Consider the following 14752-nt stretch of genomic DNA (forward strand, 5'->3'; position numbering starts at 1 on the left):
AGAGGTTAGATATCCAGGAAGCGGACGTCCTTGGCATTGCGCTGGATGAAGCTGCGGCGCGACTCGACGTCCTCCCCCATGAGCACGGCGAAGATCTCGTCGGCTGCCGCGGCGTCCTCGAGGGTGACCTGCAGGAGCGTGCGCGCCTCCGGGTCCATCGTGGTCTCCCACAGCTCCTGGTAGTTCATCTCGCCGAGACCCTTGTAGCGCTGGACGCCGTTGTCCTTCGGCAGGCGGCGGCCCTTCGACTGACCTTCGGCGATCATCGCGTCGCGCTCGCGGTCGGTGAACGCGAACTCGTGCTCGTGGTTGCTCCACTTGAGGCGGTAGAGCGGCGGCTGCGCGAGGTAGACGTAGCCGGCTTCGATGAGCGGGCGCATGAAGCGGAAGAGCAGCGTCAGCAGCAGCGTGCGGATGTGCATGCCGTCCACGTCGGCGTCGGCCATGAGCACGATCTTGTGGTAGCGCGCCTTGTCGATGTCGAAGTCCTCGCCGATGCCGGTACCGAAACCGGAGATGAGGGCCTGGACCTCCTGGTTGGCGAGCACCTTGTCGATGCGGGCCTTCTCGACGTTGAGGATCTTGCCTCGGATGGGCAGGATCGCCTGGTTGAACGGGTTGCGACCCTGCACGGCGGAGCCGCCTGCGGAGTCACCCTCGACGATGAAGACCTCGGACAGGCTCGGGTCCTTGCTCTGGCAGTCCTTGAGCTTGCCCGGCAGACCTCCGCCCTCGAGCAGGCCCTTACGGCGTGCGGTCTCGCGTGCCTTGCGGGCCGCCATGCGTGCCGACGCGGCAGCGATCGCCTTGTTGACGATGGCCTTGCCCTCGCGCGGGTGCATCTGCAGCCAGTGGTCGAACTCGTCGCGCACGGCGGCCTGGACGAAGCCCTTGATCTCGGAGTTGCCGAGCTTCGTCTTCGTCTGGCCCTCGAACTGCGGCTCGGCGAGCTTGACGGAGATAACGGCGGTGAGACCCTCGCGGATGTCGTCACCCGTGAGGTTGTCGTCCTTCTCCTTGAGCAGCTTCTCGCGGCGGGCGAAGTCGTTGACGAGCTTCGTCATCGCGGCGCGGAAGCCCTCTTCGTGCGTGCCACCCTCGTGCGTGTTGATCGTGTTGGCGTAGGTGTGGACCGACTCGTTGTACGCCGTCGTCCACTGCATCGCGACCTCGACGGAGAGGTAACGCTCGGTGTCCTCGGCCTCGAACGCGATGATGTCCTCGTTGACGACCTCGGCGCGCTTGCTCGAGTTGAGGTGCTTGACGTAGTCGAGCAGACCGTCGTCGTAGCGGTACGTGACCGACTTGCCCTTCTTCGCCTTCTCGGCTGCGGCGTCGGCCGTCTCCGCGTCGCCGCCCTCGGCTGCTGCGTCAGCGGCGGCCTCGTCGGCCGCGCCCTCGTCGAGCACCTCCGCACGCTCGTCGGTGAGCGCGATGGTGAGGCCCTTGTTGAGGAACGCCATCTGCTGGAAGCGAGCGCGCACCGTCTCGAAGTCGTACGTCGTCGTCTCGAAGATCTCGGGGCTGGCCCAGAACGTGATCGTCGTACCGGTCTCGTCGGTGGCCTCCTCCTCGCGCAGGGGGCCGAGCGGCACACCGCCCTCGAACTCCATGCGGTAGACGTGGCCCTTCTGGCGCACCTCGACCTCGAGGCGCGTGGAGAGCGCGTTGACGACGGAACTACCGACGCCGTGCAGACCACCGGAGACCTTGTAGCCGCCGCCGCCGAACTTTCCGCCGGCGTGCAACTGCGTGAGGACGAGCTCGACGGTCGACATGTCGTACTGCTCGTTGCGGCCGGTCGGGATGCCTCGACCGTTGTCGCTGACGCGTACACCGTTGTCCGGCAGGATCGTCACGTCGACGCGGTCGGCGTGGCCGGCGAGGGCCTCGTCGACAGAGTTGTCGACGATCTCCCACACGAGGTGGTGCAGGCCGCGTTCACCGGTCGAGCCGATGTACATACCGGGGCGCTTGCGAACCGCCTCGAGGCCTTCGAGGACCTGAATGGCGCTGGCGTCGTACTCGGTGTCGATCTGCGAGCGCACGTGTGCCTCGGGCGGAACCACCTGCTGTGCTTCGCCGCCGGGGATCGGCTCGTTCGTCGCGTCGTCGTGCGTGGGCTGGTCGGCCACTGTGCTCCTTCACCGTGCGGTGCCTGCCACGGTGGTGCGGACGCGACACGGGGTCGAACGTCACAGATCGGCGTACGAAGGCCGAGAGAGGGTGGCAGGTCCTGATCGTGTCCATTCTACCGGGTCAGTGGACGCAGGACTGCCCCGAAACATGCCCACACGGGCATTTTCCGCGATTTTCTCTCGCCCGGCGTGCCGGGGATCGTCCCTGGGGCCACCGAAGGCGCTCGGGGCCGTCTGCGACGTGTCGCGCGTCCGAGCTGAAGGGGATCAGGCGGCGCCTTCCTGAACCCAGATGTCAACGTCGGGATCGCTCGCCCGGAAGCAGTTGACGAGCCCACCCCGGCGCGAGCAGGTGAGGTCGATGTACCCGTCGGAACCGGCGACGTTCTCCTTGCGATAGGCGCTGTAGACCTTCAACGGGAAGGAGGAGGTGTCAGGCGTTCGCGCCACCTGGCTCAACGCTGCGTCACGCACGGTGACGAGGAAGGGGCAACTCGAATAGTGCCCCTGCCCCTGGCGCACCTGAACGGCGGTGTTGGTCTGCTGACTCGTGCGGTCGCCACACAGGTTCCACGTCGAGGCCGGGAACGGCGTCAGACCCGTGCGCGTGAGAGTCGGGGTGCTGGTCGAAGCCTCGGCCACGGAGCTTCGGCTCTCACTCTGCGCTGGGGACGACGGCGCAGGCGCCGCGGTTCGGGAGTCGCCACCGGTCTCGCTCGTCGTCGACGACGGCGCCGAGGACGAACTGCTCGAGGAACTCGAGGAGGAGGAACTCGAGGAGGAGGAACTCGACGTCGACCGCGCGTCGCTCGAGGTAGCGGGGTCGGAGGGCGGCGGGGATGCGTCCTTCTGTCCGCGCGTCAGGGCGAGCGCCCCCAGTGCCAGCGCGAGGACGAGCACGGATGTGAGCGCGACGGCAATGACAAGGCCACGTGAGGGCGATCGCCGCTCCGGCGTCTCGGCCTCTGGCTCGTTCCAGAACGCCGGGGTCTTCGGTTCCGTGTCGTGCTCGGGGCCCGACGCGCGCGTCTCCTCGTCGTGGGTCATGGCCCGACCGAGTCCTTCACCCACGCCCTCACAGCAGTGCCACCCGTGCAGAGGCTGAGGTGATCGGAGCGTTCACAGGTGAGCGGCACGTACGCGCGCTTCGAGACGCTGTAGGGGTTGATCGTGAACGAGGTAGCGCCCGAATCCTGGGCGAGGTGCGCCAGCACGTTGCTCCGGATCTCCACGACGTAAGCGCAGCTCGTGTTCGACTCGCGTGCAATGCGGATGTCGGGAACGGTGATGGGGTCGCCCTGGCCGCACGTCGTCACGCTGTCGTCGGGGAAGGTGGCCTCGGCAGCGCTCGGCTCGCTGGGCGTGGAGGACGGTGCCGAGGCAACGGTCGAGGACTGGGTGCTCGCCGGCGTCTCGTCGCCCCCGGACATGAAGAAGGTGACGACGGCGAAGCCGACGATCGCGGCAGCGACGAGCAACACCGGTACGAGCCACTGCTTCGGCCCGCGAGGGGGTTCTCCGTCGTACTGCTGCGACGCGCCCCCGCTGTCGGCCATCGTCCGGTCGGCCGTGACCCACGACGTCGGTGCTTCGTGTGGCTCCGGCGACTGCGGGTAGCCCCGCGTCTCGTCCTCGTACATGGTGATCGTCTTCCCCTCTCCGCCGTCAGTCTAGGTGGAGGAGGGACGCCGGTTGCCACAGTTCAGCCGACGCTGTCGCTCACCCAGAGACGAACGTTGGAACCACCGGTGCATTCGGAGAGGTGGTCGGCGCGGGTGCAGTGCAACGTCACGACCTTGCGCAACGAGGAGCTGTACGGACTGACCGTGTAGGTCGTGGCACCCGGATTCTCCGCGAGGTGCGCGTTGACCTTGGTCACGACGTCGGCGACGTAGGAGCAGGTGGAGTTCGTGCCGCGGGCGAGACGAACGCTGGACGTGGGTACGGCCTCGCCCGAGCCACACGTCGCCACGGTACCGGCAGGAAAGGATGCCTTGGTCGCCGCGGAGGACGAGGGCGTCGTCGACGAGGACGCCGGCGCCTCGGACGTCGATGGAGCGGCTGTCCTGGTCTGCGGCTGCGTCCTGGACGACGGTGTGTCGGAGGGAGCCGTGGCCGCCGACGGCTGAGCGACGGGTGGCCGGCTGCCCGATCCCCGGGTGATGAACCACGCCGTGGCGAACGCGAGGCTGGCGAGCACGATGACGAGCGCCGGCGCCAACCAGTCGGGTCGGCGTGAGGTGCGGTAGGGCACCGGTTCGCTGGCCTCACCCCACAGGTCGGCCACACCGGGCTCGGTTTCGGCACCCGGGTCGGAGCCACTGCCGCGTGACGGGGGTCGCTCGACGCCCCGATTCCACTCGTCGAAACCGTTCGGCTCGTTCATTCGTCACCTCTCGTTCCGTCCTCATGTTCCACGTGAAACGTGAGGTGAAGCGATCGCGCCCCCTATGGCGCCGGACATACCACGCTAGCGGTGGACTGCGTTGTGTCGGAAATGTCAGCCGTAGGTGTCCCGCGGACCACGCCCGGCGACACGTCGGGGACCTCGCACCCAACTGGGGGCAGAGGGACCGACGATCTTGAGCTCCGCCACCACGCCGTCACCGACGCCCTGCTCGATCGACCGGATGATCGTCGACGCAAGCAAGGTCAGCTGGGTCGCCCACGCCGTCGACTCCGCCCGTACCGTGAGAATTCCGTTCTCGAAGCTGACGGGAGAGGCGTGGTCCGCGACACCCGGTCCGACGAGATCGGCCCACCGTGACATCACGGTGCCCGCGGCGACATCGACATTCCATCCGCGGTCCTCGAGCAGTCGCTTCATGTTGTTGCCGAGCAGCAGCGGGTCGCGACCGTTGCGTCCGCCTCGTCCTTTGCGCGCGTCGTGTGTGTCCGTGGCGCGTGGGCTTCGACGCATGGGTCGAGACCCCGGACGGAACCCGCGTTCGGCGGCACCCCGTTGAGCGCGAGCCAACGCCGCTCGGGCTGCCGTCAGGGGGTCGTCCTCGACAGCAGACGTCGCGGGTGCCTCCACCGAACTCTCGTCGAGTGCCGCGTGCGTCGTCCGGGCGTCCGTGGACTCGTCCCCGCGGCTGTCGCCGTCGCCGGCAGTCATGATCGGCACCGCCGTCATCGGACGTTGCGTCGGCCGGCGACCCCGAGGTGGTGCCGGATTCGGTGAGCGGGGCAGCATCCGCCTCCTCGGCGGAGACCGACCCCTTCGTCACGTAGTACGTGCGCCCGCTGAGTGCGTCGGGGACGTCCTCGGCCACCGCGGCGGTGATGAGCACCTGCTCGGCGTCGGCCACCATGGCGGCCAGGCGCTCGCGTCGTCCCGCGTCGAGCTCGGCGAAGACGTCGTCGAGCACGAGAACCGGGTCGGTCTTGAGGTCGTTGCGCAGGAGGTGGAAGGCCGCAAGACGCAGGGCGAGGGCGAACGACCACGACTCACCGTGGCTGGCGTAGCCCTTCGCGGGCAGCTCACCGAGTGTCAGCGTGACGTCGTCGCGGTGCGGCCCGACGAGGGTCACGCCCCGGTCGATCTCGCGCTGACGCATCTCCTCGAACGCTTGGTGGAAGGCCTTCTCCAGTTCCTCGCGCTCGGGCACCTCACCGTCGGCGATCCGATGAGCGACGGCCTCCGGCAGCGACGAGACGTACGTGAGCCGAGCCTCCGAGCGGCCCGCGCTCACCTCGTCGTACGACGACGCCACGTGCGGTGCCAGATCGCGCAGCAGACGCAGGCGCGCATAGACGAGAGAGGCGCCCACTGCGGCAAGGTGGGTGTTCCACTCGACGAGGGTGTCGAGAGTCGTTTCACGTGAAACGGCCTCTTCGGGGGTCAGCGTGCCGCCCCGGCTTCCCTTTCGCAGGACGGGCTGCGCCGAACGGAGGAGGGCGTTGCGCTGCTTGAGTATCTTGTCGTAGTCGGAGCGTGCGCCAGCCCACCGAGGCTGGCGAGCCACGAGCAACTCGTCCAGGAAGCGGCGACGTTCTCCGGGGTCGCCCTTGACGAGAGCCAGATCTTCCGGCGCAAAGAGCACGGTACGCAGCGTGCCGAGGATGTCACGGGGGCGCGTGGCAGCCGATCGCCCTACGCGTGCCCGGTTCGCTCGGCCGGGCACGATTTCCAGTTCGAGCACTGTTTCACGGGAATCACGGACGACGGCCGCACGGACGAAGGCGCGTTCCGCACCGAACCGGACGAGGGGAGCGTCGTTCGAGACACGGTGCGACCCCAGGGACGCGAGGTAGCCGGCGGCTTCGACGAGATTCGTCTTGCCCTGGCCGTTGAGTCCCACGAATGTGGTGACTCCTTCGGTGAGATCGACTTCCGCCTCGCTGTAGGAGCGGAAGTCACGCAGCGACAGGTGACGCAGCCTCACGTCGAACTCGTGTGCCTGGGGTCGAAAGAGGAAGACTCAGTGCTCGCTCTTGGCGGCACCCGGACGCGACGCGCCGTCGTCCTGCTTGGGCTGGGCCGCGGGCGAGACCTCGGCCTGGCCCTCCTTGGTGACGTGGTAGGGCTCCTGGCCGAACTGCATGACCTCGTGACCGCCGAACTGTCCGCGCAGCGCGGCGACGGCCTGCATCTGCGGGCTGTTCTCCTGGCGCGACGTGAAGCGGGAGAAGAGAGCGGCGGCGAGCACCGGCATCGGCACGGCGTTCGCGATGGCCTCCTCGAGCGTCCACCGACCCTCACCGGAATCGGTCGAGTACTCGGAGATTCCCTCGAGGTGCGGCGTCTCCTCGAGCGCCTTGACCATGAGATCGAGCAGCCAGGACCGCACGACCGTGCCGCGCGTCCAGGCCTTGAAGCAACCGTGGACGTCGGTGACGATGTCCTTCGCCTCGAGCAGTTCCCAGCCCTCGGCGTACGCGTGCATGAGGCCGTACTCGATGCCGTTGTGAACCATCTTGGCGTAGTGACCGGCGCCCACCTTGCCCGCGTGGACGAAGCCCTCTTCGCGAGGTCCTTCGGGGCGCAGCGCGTCGAAGACGGGCATCATGCGCTCGACGTCCTCCTCGGCGCCACCACACATGAGGCCGTAGCCGTTCTCCTTGCCCCACACGCCACCGGACACGCCGCAGTCCATGAAGTGCACGCCGGTCTCGGCGAACTGCTCCGCGTGCCCCAGGTCATCGGACCACTTGCTGTTGCCGCCGTCGATGACGAGGTCACCCTCGGCGAGCAGGCCCTGCAGCTCGGACATGACCGAGTCCGTGATCTTGCCGGCCGGCACCATGACCCAGATGTTGCGGGGAGCCTCGAGCTTCTCGACGAGTTCCGCGAGATCGGCGACGTCGCTGATCTCGCGGTTGGTGTCGAAACCGATGACGTCGATGCCGGCGGCCTTCATGCGGTCACGCATGTTGCCGCCCATCTTGCCGAGGCCGATGAGTCCGAGCTGCATGGTCTTTAGCTCCTTGCTGAGGAAGTCTGGTTGCCGCACCCGAAGGCGCGGCGTTCGGTGCTCACGCTACGCCGCCGTCGCGGGAACGACCACATGCCGTCCGACACCGCCGGACGAGGCGGGTCAGTTGGCGAAGCGCACCGGCATGATGAGGTAGCGGTAGCTGTCGTCGGCCTCGCCGTCGAGCTCGTCCTGACCGGACAGCACGGCCGGACGCGTGGGCTGGGTGAAGCCCAGGCGCACGTACTTCGTGCCGACGACCCCGAGGCCGTCGAGGAGGAACTGGGGGCTGAAGGCGATCTCGAGTTCCGGCCCTTCGATGCGGGCTTCGAAGGTCTCCGAGGCCTGGGCGTCCTCGCCGGTACCGGCCTCGATGCGGACGGCGTCGTCACCGAAGCGCAGACGCACGGGCATGTTGCGCTCGGCGACGAGCGAGACACGCTTGGCGGCCTCGACGAGCATCGCCGTCTCGACGACCGCCGTCGTGTCGACGCTCGTGGGGAACAGGCTCGTCACCTTGGGGTAGTCGCCGTCGAGCAGGCGCGTCGTCATGCGGCGCTGGCCGGCCTCGAAACCGGCGAGGCCGGAGCCGGTCGACGCGCCGCTGAGCGACAGCGAGACGCTGCCCGCCGCACCGAGCGCCTTGGCCAGGGAGTCGAGCGTGCGAGCCGGGACGAGGGCCGCGTACTCCGCGTTCTCGTCACCGCCGTTCCACAGCACCTCACGCATGGCGAGGCGGTAGCGGTCGGTGGCCAGCAGGGTGAGCTTGTTTCCCTGAACCTCGATGCGAACACCCGTGAGGATCGGCAGGGTGTCGCCGCGGTCCGCGGCCACGCTCACCTGCGCGACGGCCTGGGTGAAGACGTCACCGCCGATGACGCCGGTGGGCTCGGGGTTCTCCGGCAGCGTCGGGTACTCGCCCGTCGGCATGCTCTGGAGGCTGAACTTGGCCGAACCGCAGGTGACCTGGACCTTGGAGCCCTCGCTCACGAGCTCGATCGGCTTGTGCGGCAGGCTCTTGCTGATGTCGGCGAGCAGGCGGCCGAGCACGAGCACGGTGCCGGGCTCCTCGACGTCGGCGTCGACGGTGACCTTGGCCGAGACCTCGTAGTCGAACGCGGAGAGCGTCAGGCCGTCCTCGGTGGCTTCGAGCAGGACACCCGCGAGCACCGGAACCGGCGGGCGCTGCGAGAGACCTCGAACGGCCCACGCCACAGCTTCGGCCAACACATCACGTTCAACCCGGAGCTTCACGTCCACCGTCCTCGTCACTTCGTGGTTCGCCTACGTCGTGGGGAAGCGAGCGCAGGAGCACAGGTATTCGCGGTGAGCTTAACGCAGGTGGAGCTGACGCCCCAAGCGTCGAGGAGCTGTCCGAGGCGGTCGCCGCAGTTGGCTTGGGTGTGGATTCGTGGGGCGCTTGATCGCGATGGAGAAAGAGTTGGTCGTCGTCATAGGGGGTGTGGATTCTGGGGACAACCACATCTGTGCCGGAGATCCCGCGGTTTCCGGTTGTGGGCAGCGTGGGGATGGTGGTTGGGGACGACACAGTGGGGGTGTGGACGGATTTTTCGCGTCCACAGACGCCGACGGCGCTCAAGGGGTGTTATCCCCTGATTTCGACCGTTGTCCACGGAGTTATCCCCAGATTCTGTGGAAAAGCGTGTGACGAAGGAGTCCTGTTCATGTGGGGCAGGTGAATCACAGTGGTGTTGTCCACAAATCCACAGGGATGTCCCCAGGCGGAGTTTCGCGGAATGTCGGGGCTGCCCCGGCTGTGATGGGACGTCCGAGCGGTCGTTGCACACAGCGTCCCCAGGGTTGTCCCCAGAACCTGTGGACAACCCCGAGTATCGGCCTCACGCTCAAGACCGACGGGACGAGCCGGGGACAGTGCGTCGGACGCTCTGACGGAGCGCGTTGACGGGGCGGGTCGAGACGAGGTGCCACAGCCACATCGCGGCCCCGAGCATGACGAGACCGAGCGCCGTGACCGCCATCGTCCAGGCGCTCTCGGCCGCGAAAGGAGCCACGAGACCTGCCACGAGAGCGCTTGTCACGAGGTTGACGAAGGTGCCTGCCGACGCCGCGCTTCCGCGGGCGTGGGGGAACTGGTCGAGCATGGCAATTTGCAGGGTGGGCAGGGACAGCCCGATCCCATAGGCGATGAGAGCGGGAGCCACGATGGCCCACGGCAGGACGTCGCCGACCGGCGTCACCGAGACAATGGCGCCCGCTGAGGCCGCGAGGAGGGCGAAGCCCAGGCCGTAGGTGATCTGGCGGTCGCTCGTCACCCGTCCGGCGAGCCGTCCACTCGTCCAGGATCCGGTGATCATGCAAGCCACCATCGGGACGAAGAACACCCAGAAGTCTGATTCGCCGAGACCGAGCAGTCCGATGAGGAACAACGGTGCGGCGGAGATGTAGAGGAACTGGCCCGCAAAGGAGAACGCGGCTGCGAAGGCCACGCGCATGAAGCGGCCGCTCCGCATTGCGGCGAGCAGCCCAGACACGAGTGAGCCCACGCGCAGCGGCGTCCGGTGCTCGGCGGGGAGGCTTTCCGGCAGAGAAAGAGCAACCGAGACGGCCATGATGATGCCGAAGGCGACGAGGAACCAGAAGATCGTGCGCCAGGAGCCCAGCTGGAGGAGGAGCCCGGACAGGACGGGCGCCACGGCCGGTGCGACACCGAAGATCATCGAGACCTGGCTCATGAGTCGCTGCGCTTCCGCTCCCTCGAAGAGGTCACGGATGACGGTTCGCGCGATGATCTGCCCTGCACCGGCCGCGAACCCTTGGAACATGCGGAAGACGAGCAGCATCGTCAGGGAGATCGACAGGGCGCACCCGATGGAAGCGACGACGTAGACGCCGATGCCGATGAGCATGACGGGACGCCTGCCCACGGCGTCGGAGATGGGGCCGTGGAGCAGGCTCATCAGAGCGAAGGCGAGGAGGTAGACGCTGACGACCAACTGCATCGCGGCTGGTTCCACGTGAAACTCCGCACCCATTTCGCCGAAGGCGGGCAGCGGCGCATCGACGTTGAACGGGCCGAACATCGACAGGCCGGCCAGGATGAGGGTCAGCAGGACGCCGGCGCGTCGTGGGGCGGAAGTCACCGGCCGAGCCTACGAGGGAGGGTGTGTTTCACGTGAAACACACCCTCGTGGATCAAGCGCTGCGGCGCCTGATCTGTGTCGTCAGCTCGGTGATCTGGTCGTAGATCGGCTGACGTTCGCCGATGAGCTGGCGGATCTTCTTCTCCGCGTGCATGACGGTGGTGTGGTCACGTCCACCGAAGTGCTGCCCCAGTTGGGGGAAGGAGTGCTCGGTCAGTTCACGGGAGAGATACATCGCGATCTGGCGCGCGGTGACGAGGTTGCGCGAGCGGGACGTGCCCTTGATGTCGTCCACCGTGACACCGAAATAGACGGCCGTCTCGGAGATGATCTGATGCACCGTGATCTGCCCGGTCTCACTCGGTACGACGTCCTTGAGGACGAACGCCGCCTTGGCCCGGTCGACCGGCTCCTTCTGGAGCGAGGCGTACGCAGCGACGCGGATGAGCGCGCCCTCGAGCTCTCGGATGTTCGTCGAGATCTTCGAGGCCACGAGTTCGAGGACGTCGTCGCCGATGTCCATGCGCTCGGCGTTGGCCTTCTTACGCAGGATCGCGATGCGGGTTTCCAGTTCGGGCGGGTGCACGTCCGTCGTGAGGCCGGACTTGAACCGGCTGCGCATGCGGTCGGCGAACGTGGTCAGCTTCTCCGGCGGCTGGTCGGAGGTGAGCACGATCTGCTTGCCCGAGGAGTGCAGAGCGTTGAACGTGTGGAAGAACTCCTCCTGCGTCTGCTCCTTGCCTTGGAGGAACTGGATGTCGTCGATGAGCAGGACGTCGACGTTGTCGCGGTAGCGGCGCTGGAAGGTGGCCGCACGGTCGTCACGGATGGAGTTGACGAAGTCGTTCGTGAACTCCTCGGAGCTGACGTAGCGCACCCGCAACTTGGGGTGGTAGTCGTGCACGTAGTGCCCGATGGCGTGCAGCAGGTGGGTCTTGCCGAGGCCCGAGTCACCGTGGATGAACAGCGGGTTGTAGGCCTGGCCGGGCTCCTCGGCGATCGCGATGGCGGCCGCGTGGGCGAAGCGGTTGCTGTCACCGATGACGAAAGTGTCGAAGGTGTACTTCGGGTTGAGTCGCGGCGAGTACTCCTCGTCGCTCGGCGGCGGAGCGTCCGTGCGGCCACCCACGGAACGGGGAGGCAGAACGACGTCGGGGTGCGCCGAGCGAGGACGCGGAACCTGCTCGGCCGCGATCTGGGAGCCGCCCGGCAGCGAGAAACCGAGTGTGCCGTCGGAGTGGTCGGGCTCCTGGGCGTTCGTGTCGGGATCCGCGTCTGTGCCAGTCTGTGCAGCACCGTGCGCATCGGCGCCCGCGCCGTCGAGTTCCTGGACTGCGGCCTGAAGGCTCTCGTCGACGGAGATGGCGACGCGAACCTGCTGTCCGAGCTGGTTCGAGAGTGCCTCGGCGACCTGGTCGCGCAGCGGACCTTCGAGCATGCGCTTGGTCTGCTCGAAGGGAACGGACAGCAGGACGTTCTCACCGATGAGGCCGACGAAGCGCGTGAGGTTGAGGAAGGCTCGGTCACGAGAACCGATGCCGTGCTTGCTCATTTCCGCCAGGGCGGCGTGCCACGTGCGTTCGTAGTCGACGGGTTCGTCGGTGGTCACGAAGGCTCCTCCTGGTGCGGTGCTCGTCTGTGGAACGCCCATACTAAGGGTGGTTTCCACAACGTTATCCACAGCCTGTGTACCGGAGTGTCGCGGCTTCGGGGCGCTTGAGAGGACAACGGGTTTGCTTTCCGGACACGTTAACGGCGTGTCGACTGGATTTCACCTCGCCCGTATGAATCACACATGTGTTATTTGCGCGTGTGCGCCGTTGAACATCGAGTCGCGCGTGTGTCGTTTTGACCGGCTTGGTCACGGCCCGTACAGTTGACGGCGATTGTCTGCGCCCCAAATGGGGCTCGGGTCGAGACGCGCACATCGCGACATTGCCCGAAACAACCGAGAAATCGGCGGCGCGACAACTAGACCACCAGTACGACGGCGACGCGTCAGCGCTCGCCCATTTCATCGGAGATCGACGTGAGCAAGCGCACCTTCCAGCCCAACAACCGTCGCCGCGCCAAGACGCACGGCTTCCGTCTGCGTATGCGTACCCGCGCCGGCCGCGCCATCCTGGCCAACCGCCGCGCCAAGGGCCGCAGCAAGCTCTCCGCCTGAGCCTCGGCGGCAACGGCCGTGCTGCCAGCGCCTCACCGTCTGCGTGACGCCGGGCAGTACCGCGCCGTTCTGCGGAATCGCCGCTCCGGTCGAGCCGGCGGTTCGCTGCTCGTGGTCCAGATGATCGACGCCGACGCGTCCGGCCTCGCGCACCCGGAAAGGGTGGGGCCGCGCGTCGGTTTTGTCGTATCCAAGGCCGTGGGAAACGCCGTGGTTCGCTCGCGCACGAAGCGGGTGCTGCGTCATCTCGTGCGTGACGAGTTGCCTCGCCTCGATCCGAGTCTCGACATCGTCGTGCGCGCCAACCCGGCCATCGCCGGCGCCGGCACGGACGCCGTCCGTGCCGAACTGCAGCGCATGCTCACGAAGGCGCACAAGCGGATTCGGACCGACGACGGCGTTCCACGTGAAACGGCGAGTGCCGGAGCGAAGCGATGACGGCGTCCACGGCCGACGATGTGACGGGTTGGCGACATGTTGCCGTCTGGCCCCTGCTCGTCATCGTGCGCTTCTATCGCCGCTGGATCTCGCCCGCGCTACCTGCCACCTGCCGGTTCTACCCGACGTGCTCGTCCTACGGCCTCACGGCGCTCACCCGGTTCGGGCCGATCAAGGGCACCTGGCTCACCCTGAAGCGTCTTGCGCGCTGTCACCCCTGGAACCCCGGCGGGGTCGACCACGTTCCACCGAAGGGCCACTCGGCCCACGGGGAGCACGGACCGTCCGACGCCGCACCTGCACCCGTCAAAGCGAAGGATGATTGATGCTTGACACCCTGCTCTATCCGCTCGAGTGGTTCGTCGCCGCCATCATGGTCGGCTGGCACAAGCTCTTCACCCTCGTCGGGCTGCCTGAAGCGTCGGGCTGGACCTGGGCCCTCTCGATCGCCGGACTCGTGATCGTCCTACGTATCCTGCTCATCCCGCTCTTCGTCAAGCAGATCCACGCCTCGCGCCGCATGCAGCTCGTGCAGCCCGAGATGCAGAAGATCCAGAAGAAGTACAAGGGCAAGAAGGACCCGGAGTCCCGCCAGAAGCAGCAAGAAGAAATGATGGAGTTGTACCGGACCACCGGTACCAACCCCATGGGTTCCTGCATGCCGATCCTGCTGCAGGCACCGTTCTTCTTCGCGCTCTTCCGCGTGCTCAACAACCTCGACGACATCGCCCGCGGTGACCGTGGGCCCATCGGCTTCCTCACGAAGGAGCTCGCGAGCCAGGCCGAGAGCTCGACTCTTCTCGGAGCGAAGCTCTCGTCCACCTTCATGGGAACGTCGGGTTGGGGTGCAGCCAAGTGGGTCGCCGTCCTGCTCATCATCCTCATGTCGGCGACGTCGTTCATCACGCAGCACCAGCTCATGCGCCGCAACATGCCGAAGGCCGCGCTCGAGGGCCCGATGGCCAAGCAGCAGCAGATCATCATCTACCTCATGCCGCTGTTCTTCGCGATCTCCGGTGTGAACTTCCCGATCGGTGTTCTCATCTACTGGTTCGTCACGAACCTGTGGACGATGTTCCAACAGTGGTACGTCATCCGTCGCATGCCGACCCCTGGTTCGGACGCCGAGAAGAAGCTCGAGGAGCGCAACCGTTCCAAGGGCCGTGAGCACAAGACCGTGACGATGGACGACCTGCGCAAGGAGAACGAGGGCAAGCCGAAGACGCGTTTCCAGCAGGCGATGGACCGCGCTCAGGAGCAGGCCAAGGCGCAGCAGGCCGCGAAGAGCGGTGCCACGCCGGCGTCCGCGAAGAAGGACAAGTCGGTGAAGACCTCGGACACCTCCACTGAGGTTTCCAGCCCGGTCAAGGAGAACGTCCGTCCGGCCAAGGCCCAGCAGACCGGCCCGCGTAACCAGCCCAAGAAGAACACCCCGCGCGCGAAGCGCAAGAAGAACTGAAAGCAGAGGTA

At 66.9% G+C, this 14752-nt stretch carries 13 protein-coding genes and 1 pseudogene; 4 read left to right on the forward strand and 10 right to left on the reverse strand.

From position 1 onward, the window contains the following. Positions 1–5 precede the first annotated feature (5 nt). From gyrB to dnaA, 10 genes and pseudogenes are all read right to left on the reverse strand, one after another. Positions 6–2135 (reverse strand): DNA topoisomerase (ATP-hydrolyzing) subunit B, encoded by a 2130-nt coding sequence (gene gyrB / locus D1832_RS10625; protein WP_415544810.1) that lies wholly within the window; start codon positions 2133–2135, stop codon positions 6–8. A 270-nt stretch (positions 2136–2405) separates the two neighbouring features. Continuing rightward, positions 2406–3185 (reverse strand): hypothetical protein, encoded by a 780-nt coding sequence (locus D1832_RS15380; protein ID WP_182434756.1) that lies wholly within the window; start codon positions 3183–3185, stop codon positions 2406–2408. Continuing rightward, a complete protein-coding gene (locus tag D1832_RS10635; protein WP_118913927.1) occupies positions 3182–3778 on the reverse strand; it encodes a hypothetical protein in 597 nt (198 codons plus the stop codon). Before D1832_RS10635 ends, D1832_RS15380 begins: the two co-directional genes overlap by 4 nt. A gap of 62 nt (positions 3779–3840) precedes the next feature. Further along, positions 3841–4524, reverse strand: coding sequence for a hypothetical protein (locus D1832_RS15385; protein WP_182434757.1), 684 nt, complete (start codon positions 4522–4524; stop codon positions 3841–3843). A gap of 114 nt (positions 4525–4638) precedes the next feature. Next, the gene (locus tag D1832_RS10645) at positions 4639–5334 is read right to left on the reverse strand and encodes a DciA family protein (RefSeq protein ID WP_338067320.1); all 696 of its coding nucleotides are present in this window, start codon (positions 5332–5334) and stop codon (positions 4639–4641) included. 124 nt (positions 5335–5458) lie between these two features. Then, positions 5459–6526, reverse strand: a pseudogene (gene recF / locus D1832_RS10650) (DNA replication/repair protein RecF); the annotation flags it as partial. Positions 6527–6562: 36 nt separating this feature from the next. Beyond that, a complete protein-coding gene (gene gnd, locus D1832_RS10655) occupies positions 6563–7594 on the reverse strand; it encodes a phosphogluconate dehydrogenase (NAD(+)-dependent, decarboxylating) (RefSeq protein ID WP_274541962.1) in 1032 nt (343 codons plus the stop codon). Between the two features lie 84 nt (positions 7595–7678). Beyond that, entirely contained in the window at positions 7679–8809 is a 1131-nt protein-coding gene (dnaN, locus tag D1832_RS10660) for a DNA polymerase III subunit beta (protein ID WP_118914004.1), read from the reverse strand. 611 nt (positions 8810–9420) lie between these two features. Next, entirely contained in the window at positions 9421–10677 is a 1257-nt protein-coding gene (locus D1832_RS10665) for a multidrug effflux MFS transporter (RefSeq protein WP_241510977.1), read from the reverse strand. A 52-nt stretch (positions 10678–10729) separates the two neighbouring features. Further along, complete coding sequence (dnaA, locus tag D1832_RS10670; protein ID WP_415557239.1) at positions 10730–12229, reverse strand: chromosomal replication initiator protein DnaA; 1500 nt, start codon at positions 12227–12229, stop codon at positions 10730–10732. A 477-nt stretch (positions 12230–12706) separates the two neighbouring features. On the opposite strand from dnaA, the gene rpmH reads away from it, so the two are divergent. Genes rpmH through yidC form a run of 4 tightly spaced genes read left to right on the forward strand, consistent with a single transcriptional unit; the run spans position 12707 to position 14741 of the window. Next, positions 12707–12844, forward strand: coding sequence for a 50S ribosomal protein L34 (gene rpmH, locus D1832_RS10675; protein ID WP_047310858.1), 138 nt, complete (start codon positions 12707–12709; stop codon positions 12842–12844). 18 nt (positions 12845–12862) lie between these two features. Next, positions 12863–13282, forward strand: coding sequence for a ribonuclease P protein component (gene rnpA, locus D1832_RS10680; protein WP_118913932.1), 420 nt, complete (start codon positions 12863–12865; stop codon positions 13280–13282). Next, positions 13279–13608 (forward strand): membrane protein insertion efficiency factor YidD, encoded by a 330-nt coding sequence (gene yidD / locus D1832_RS10685; RefSeq protein WP_118913934.1) that lies wholly within the window; start codon positions 13279–13281, stop codon positions 13606–13608. Before rnpA ends, yidD begins: the two co-directional genes overlap by 4 nt. Further along, positions 13608–14741 carry a membrane protein insertase YidC gene (yidC, locus tag D1832_RS10690; RefSeq protein WP_118913936.1) on the forward strand — a complete coding sequence of 378 codons (1134 nt, stop codon included), beginning with the start codon at positions 13608–13610 and terminating at the stop codon, positions 14739–14741. Before yidD ends, yidC begins: the two co-directional genes overlap by 1 nt. Positions 14742–14752: the final 11 nt, after the last annotated feature.

The organism is Dermacoccus abyssi (genome assembly GCF_003515945.1).
Classification (GTDB): Bacteria; Actinomycetota; Actinomycetes; order Actinomycetales; family Dermatophilaceae; genus Dermacoccus; species Dermacoccus abyssi.